Genomic DNA, 6,837 nt, shown 5'->3' with positions numbered 1-6,837 from the left:
GCGGTGATGCCATTTCGCCTTTGCTGTGGTCTCGACTGCAACACATCACCACGTCTCGCTTTATCAATGTCTATGGCCCGACAGAATGTACAGTCGATGCCACTGCTTGCCCCATTGATGCCGCTCTGTCACAGCCCAGCATCGGCCACCCCATCGCCAATACCCAACTCTATATCCTCGATCCTCAAGGCCAGCCCGTGCCCATCGGCGTGACCGGCCAGATCCACATCGCCGGGGCCGGCGTCGCCCGGGGTTACCTCAATCGCCCCGCGTTGACGGCAGAGCGCTTTGTCACCAATCCATTCTCCCCAGACCCGCACGCCCGGATGTACTGCACCGGCGACCTCGGCCGCTGGTTGAACGACGGCTCCATCGAGTACCTGGGCCGTAATGACTTCCAGGTCAAAATTCGCGGATTTCGGATCGAACTCGGCGAAATCGAGGCCGCCCTCACTCAATGTCCCGGCGTGCGCGAAGCCGTGGTGCTCGCCCGGCAAGATCAATCAGGCGACCAGCGCCTGATCGCCTATTTACTGTCCGAGCCCGGGGTCGAACTGATGCCCGCCCAGTTGCGTCAGCACCTGACCCACCACCTGGCCGAGTACATGCTCCCCAGTGCCTTCATGACCCTGGACGCCTTCCCTCTTACCCCCAATGGCAAACTCGACCGCCAGGCGCTGCCGATGCCTGACCAGTCCGCCGTGGTCACCCGGGGTTATGAGCCTCCACAAGGCGAGCTGGAAATACGCCTGGCCGACATCTGGCAAGAGCTGCTAGGCCTGGAACGCGTCGGGCGTCACGACCACTTCTTCGAGCTCGGCGGCCATTCTCTTATAGCGGTACGGCTACTGAACCGTATACGTGAGCAAGGTATGGGGGTTCCTATGGCGGCTTTGTTCGCTCATCCAATCCTATGTGATCTAGCTTTGGCCGTTAATGAGCGTACTATCCAGCCAGCGTCTGCATTCGAAGGAGCTCTCGTCCCATTAAGTCCCACAGGGAGTCTTTTGCCTTTGTTCTTGGTACATGAGACTTCGGGGGACCCGTTAGTTTATTCCACGCTGGCTGCAATGTTACCGACAGAACTTCCTGTGTATGCTCTGCAAGCACTGGATATCCATTCGCTCGAACAGCCTCCTACATCCATTGAAACACTTGCCACCCGCCATATTCAGGCCATTCGTTACCTTCAACCACAAGGCCCTTATCGGCTCGCTGGTTGGTCGATTGGGGGGACCATTGCTTATGAAATAGCTCAACAGCTGATTAGCGATGGAGAGGAGGTCACCTTCCTTGGCATGATCGACACTTACAACAACAATAAGCTGGCCGACGCATCCCGCCTCGATATATCGGGGGATATTGAAGTCATCATTAGCTTTCTGCGTAATTACATGAGTATTACCGATGAACAGATAGCTAATAAACTTCGCCATCTTGGCGATGTGGGCCTTGTCATTGACCACTGTATTGAACGCAAATGGCTACCGTCCAACATCACACGAGAAGATATTGTCCTCCGGTTAGATACGAGCAAGATCGTTACACAGCTTGGCAACGCCTATATCGCGCCCATATCGCACTTGCCTATCCACCTCTATACAGCAGGCGCGACCACCGATGGCCCCTTCTGGAATGGTTGGCACGGTATTGTCGCAGAGAATTCGAGCCTTCACGCTATCGGTGGAACGCATCACTCCATTATGCGTCCCCCGCTACTCAACCAAGTGGTGGATTCCTTCGTGGAGTATTTACTACCCATGCCTGACTGCAACCCGCACATCATCATCCAAAGTGGATCTCGATTGAACCCACCGTTGTTCTGTGTTCCAGGTGCAGGCGCTAGCGCCTCCACCTTTCTGGAGCTGGCTCTGTCACTCCCACCCTCCCAGCCTGTTCATGCCTTGGAGGCGCGAGGCTTGACGGACGGGCACCTTCCTCCGTTTTCCAGTGTTGAAGGAGCCGCTAGCGCCAATATCCAAGCGATCCGAAAAATACAGGCGCAGGGCCCCTATCATCTATTAGGTCATTCCTTCGGCGGTTGGATAGCTTACGAGATGACCCTTCAACTGCAAGCTCAAGGGGAGCGGGTCGCCGAACTCATTCTCGTCGATACCGATGCACCAAGGCCACAAAGAAACAGTACTAAGTTTATCAACCGTATTGAGACGCTTATGCAATTGATCAAAATATACGACTTGATGCTGGAGAAACCGCTGCCGCTGACGAGACAGGACTTTAGCAATCTGGATCCTGACGCGCAGATCCACTGCCTGCTGCGCGCCCTGATATATGCAGGACTTTTACCTGACAATACGCAGATGTCGGTGCTACAGGGTGTGGTTCGCGTCATACAAGCGAATCTGAATACTTGCTATACACCTCAAACCCGTTATGAGGGATTAGTTCATTTAATCAACGCTGAGGAAGGATATGTGGACGACAGACAAATCCGCGAAGCCACGTGGAAAACACATGTCGCTAGTGCAATCACTATGGTCACCCCAGGAAACCACATGACAATGCTGATCAGGCCGCAGGTCGCGCAGTTTGCAGCATGGCTAGAACGGCAATTGTCTCGTCACTAACAATGAGCAGACGAAAACGAGAGGGCCAGATATGCAGTCTGGCCTGTTTATAGTCATCTACTCCATGAGTTGATGCGGAAGTTCTCAATATTTGATTGGTCCACAATGAACAATACAATTTCCAAGCGGCCGCCAACCCGGCTTTTGTTGTCTCTCCTGCAGCGCTCGCGCTGTGTGTTAGCTATCGCCACCGTGACCTGCATCTTCAATGGGGTTTCTAGCGTGCTACTGATCACCTTGATAAACAGAGCCCTTATAGCTCCGAGCGATGAACACACTAGGCTCGGTTGGAGCTTTAGTGTAATAGCCGTGTTGGCACTTATCTGTCGCGTGCTTGGGGGCGTAATGTTCTCCAAACTGAGTCAGGGCACAATGGCCAAGATGCGGGAACATATATCGGCTCGTGTCGCTCATGCCCCGCTCCGTCAAATTGAGATGCTCGGAGCCGCGCGCGCTCAATCCATTGTCACCGAGGATGCAACCAACGTTTCGCTGCTGTTCTTCGCACTGCCCAATATCGTGATACAAGGCTCGATTGTGCTCGGTTGTCTGAGTTATCTTGCATGGTTATCGTGGCCGGTGTTCTTTATGGCAATTGCTGCCGTAATAATTGGTTCGATTGGCTATAGTTTCGGCGGTCACCAAGCACTCGCGTCTCTCCGTGCTGCAGGCAAAGCCCAAGATCGCCTGTTTTCCCACTTCAACGCCTTGTTTGCAGGCGCCAAGGAACTGAAGCTGCACCATTCGCGCACTAAGATATTTCTAACCGATACGCTTGGCAGTGAGATTGAAGCTGTGCGCCATCATCGCACTCGCGCCTTCGGTGTCTTTGCCTTCGGAATCGGATGGATCCTCTTCCTGTTTTATGTATTCTTGGGATTGGTAGTTTTTTCTCCAAGCGAAATCCTGGACCAGGAACCAACTGCGTTGGCAGGCTATGTGATTGTATTCCTATTCATGCTGATGCCGTTGGATAGCCTATTGAACAATATACCAACGCTGAACACCGCTCGCGTATCTCTTAGTCGAATAGAGCAAGTGCTATTCGAGCTGGATGAGCAGGCCCACATTGGGTCGCCGATTGTTGACGGTTACTTTGCCGAAGGCCGCTCACTGCATCTGACTGCACTCACACACAGTTACTACCGCGAGAAGGAGGATGCGTTCTTCCAGCTCGGCCCCATCAACCTAACAATCCATCGTGGAGAAATCACGTTCCTGATTGGGGGTAATGGCAGTGGAAAAACCACACTGGCGAAATTATTAGTTGGTCTCTACAAACCAGAAAGCGGTGCCATTACCGTTGATAACAAAGTGGTAATCGACTGCAACCGTGCTGACTACCGCCAACTATTCTCAGTTATATTCTCCGACTTCCATCTGTTTGAAACATTGGTCGGTTTTGATGTTTCTGACCCTATGCTCAATGCACGAGCCAACGACTTGATATCCAAGCTGCATCTGGATCACAAGGTGCATATCGAGAATGGTCACTTTTCGACCCGAGATCTGTCGCAAGGTCAACGCAAGCGCTTGGCTCTGGTAGTTGCTTATTTGGAAGATCGGCCATTCTACCTATTCGACGAGTGGGCTGCGGATCAAGACCCTCAGTTCAAAGCCGTGTTCTATCAAGAGTTGCTGCCTGAATTAGCCGCTCGTGGTAAAGCAGTACTGGCAATCACCCATGACGATCGATTTTTCCATCTGGCCGACCGCTGCCTGAAGCTAGAGAACGGGCAACTCGTCAAATAGAAACAGCATGATCAACTCACATTTACTCAGAAGTCTGTTCTGCGAAATATCGCCCTAGCGTGCTGTCTCTGAAATATATTTCTAACTTGATCTATGCTTCTCTGATCAGTGATCACATGAGCTCTCAGGACCAAACTGCCCAACGACCCAAACTTCGAAAAGACATTTTGGGATGCCACGGGGCTGTATCTGGATCCGTCCGATAAGGCATTGGTGCCCTGTTGCGATTAAAAAAGCCAAGATCAGGCCCACGAGCGCACTCAGCCTAGACTGCCATTAGGAATTGGGAATTGGGAATTGGGAATTGGGCATATCCGCACGCAATCGCACGATTATGTCCACCATATACTATCACCTTGTTCACTGCATTGGATTACTTCAGTGCGTTTGATCAGATCTATCGAGCGCCAACACCGGCGCCAGGAATGACTGGAGTCTCTCAAAAAACTCTATCAAGAAACACCAAGTATCTTCTGCACTTAATCGTCGACAACTATGCCACGCACAAGCATACCAACGTGAAGGCTTGGCCTGAGAAGCACAAACGCTTCCACAGCATTTCATCCCGCCCCCCAGTTCGTGGATGCACGTGGTTTAACGCTTCTTTCTCGTTTGCACGGTTTACCTGCTTGACGGCAGTTTTAGATCGGCTCGCAAACTGAAAAGCTTGACAACCACATTTTTGACGTTGCGAAATGCGCAGCCGACTCGCTACGCCTAGAACGCGAAAGTAGAAGATATACTAAATAAGATACAGTAAGCCCCTGAAGCAATGGCCTCAAGCTGTATTTGTAAGGTAGCACGTTAGCTGCATAGAATGTCGACATAAATCTGCCAAGTAGAGGGCGAAGCAATTTAAATACTCTTGCGCCCCTTTCGACACTTAACAACTTACGCACTCTCAACCGCTGGATAATCCCGCTTGAAGCTCGCACCCAATTCAAATAATAAGTCACCCTCCCGACCACCGTAACACACCCACCCCTAGCACTCTTCAAAAATACGCAACAACGTATTTCAATCACCTAGCTAGTTACCACACCAAAAAAGCCGCTCCACAATCAGACTATTCATTGAACTTAGAATCGTCAAGAAAGACAATCATGGCAATCTATAAAAGTTCTGATAGGGCACATCCAACACAGAACAGAACAGAACGTCTTTGCTCACGACTCCAAATATTGACAACACAGGGGAAATTCAAACTTTCCATCATCAATATAATCCCCCCACAAAACAAGAGAACCTAAAATGAACAAGATTCATCTATCCGGACTCAATTGTGGAGACAACAATTTTGTTGGTGCCAGCATTCATTATCTGTACGCATGGATAAAGAAAAATGGAACGCGCAAAACGATTGAAGCCGGCGAAAAACTATTAGAAGTTTCCGGAAATTCAATTTTTACGATTGAAAGCGGCGCATGGCGATTATTGATCGGCGGCCAAAAAGTAATCAATATTATCGGTCCCGGTGGGATCGTAGTACTCGACCACCAACCTCCAAGTTATACGGGGCCTTCGGGCCGCTACGAGATATTGTCCCGCTCTACTTGCTACGTACTTCCCATGAGGAACATCCACCTGGCGGCTGCCGATAAAAATCTGCTAAAAGGGATTTTTGACTTTATGACATGGAACACCAGCTACCTCTCAAACAAATGGCTAAATCAGTGCCTGGGGGACAGCTATGCGGAAGTCAAATCAGCACTTGAGTGGATGGACGTCCTACCAGACTCGATTCGTGAACAATTTACCGCCATCTCATTTGTAACCGACACAACAGGTGTTTCTCGATCTCACGCAATGTCAATCATGAAATCATTGAAACAGGGTAGTTATATTGAAATGGAAGGAGGACATCTCATAAAAATAATGAAAAAACTACCTGATGGATATTAAAGCCAATCTGAAATGACGTGCCGCCCCACTGATTGGGGTTGGGGCGTCACACATACGGTGTCTGAAATAAGCTTCCGACCTGAGCTATGCTTCTCTGGTCAGTCAGTGCTTGGAGTGATCATATGAACCCTCAGGACATTGTGCTCAGTGAAGACGAACAAATTGAACTGAGTCGGGGCATAAGATCAGCCACGATCAGTCAGCGTAACGGGCTTCGGGCTCGGGTGATTTTGCTGCTGCTAGATGTAGCAGCTTGGGTTTGAAAACAGTCCGGCTCGCATTATCTGCAACCCCCTAGGGGTGTTCTCAATCAGGCCAGCCATATGACGACTGATGCAAGGCTCAGCATCGACTGGTAGTTTCTTGCCAGTCGCTCATATCTGGTTGCGATACGGCGGTACTGCTTCAGTTTCTGGAAATAACGCTCCACCAGATTACGTGCCTTGTAAATATGTCGATCCAGCTTTCGAGGCTTCAGACGATTCCCTCTTGAGGGAATGACGGCTTCAGCCCCATTGCGCTGTATCAACTCCACAAAGGCGTCTGAGTCGTAACCTTTGTCTGCCAATACCGCTTCGGGCGTAAAACCTTCGAT

Annotated in this window: 4 protein-coding genes and 2 pseudogenes; 5 read left to right on the top strand and 1 reads right to left on the bottom strand. The window is 50.5% G+C overall.

Annotation, left to right across the window (positions count from 1 at the left end; translation table 11 throughout):
- The 5 genes and pseudogenes from EAH78_RS31995 to EAH78_RS31975 all read left to right on the top strand — a co-directional run.
- Nucleotides 1-2,588: non-ribosomal peptide synthetase (locus EAH78_RS31995; RefSeq protein ID WP_140672336.1), on the top strand; the 2,588-nt coding region annotated here is incomplete at its 5' end.
- A 72-nt stretch (nucleotides 2,589-2,660) separates the two neighbouring features.
- Nucleotides 2,661-4,340, top strand: coding sequence for a cyclic peptide export ABC transporter (locus EAH78_RS31990; protein WP_345789814.1), 1,680 nt, complete (start codon nucleotides 2,661-2,663; stop codon nucleotides 4,338-4,340).
- A gap of 132 nt (nucleotides 4,341-4,472) precedes the next feature.
- A pseudogene (locus EAH78_RS31985) lies at nucleotides 4,473-5,058 on the top strand (transposase); the annotation flags it as partial.
- 533 nt (nucleotides 5,059-5,591) lie between these two features.
- Entirely contained in the window at nucleotides 5,592-6,242 is a 651-nt protein-coding gene (locus tag EAH78_RS31980; protein ID WP_140672330.1) for a helix-turn-helix domain-containing protein, read from the top strand.
- Nucleotides 6,243-6,364: 122 nt separating this feature from the next.
- Nucleotides 6,365-6,478: pseudogene (locus EAH78_RS31975) on the top strand (IS630 family transposase); the annotation flags it as partial.
- 74 nt (nucleotides 6,479-6,552) lie between these two features.
- Here the strand turns inward: EAH78_RS31975 and EAH78_RS31970 are convergent.
- The coding region (locus tag EAH78_RS31970) for a transposase (protein WP_161599720.1) at nucleotides 6,553-6,837 on the bottom strand (285 nt) is incomplete at its 5' end.

It is taken from the genome of Pseudomonas arsenicoxydans (assembly GCF_006438915.1).
Classification (GTDB): Bacteria; Pseudomonadota; Gammaproteobacteria; order Pseudomonadales; family Pseudomonadaceae; genus Aquipseudomonas; species Aquipseudomonas arsenicoxydans_A.
Note: the sequence above shows the minus strand (reverse complement) of the source record. Positions and strands in the feature narration are given on the sequence as shown.

Excerpts from the sequence above, each read along its gene's own strand:
- EAH78_RS31990 (WP_345789814.1), top strand. The coding sequence starts at position 2,661 with ATGCGGAAGTTCTCAATATTTGATTGGTCCACAATGAACAATACAATT.
- EAH78_RS31980 (WP_140672330.1), top strand. The coding sequence starts at position 5,592 with ATGAACAAGATTCATCTATCCGGACTCAATTGTGGAGACAACAATTTT.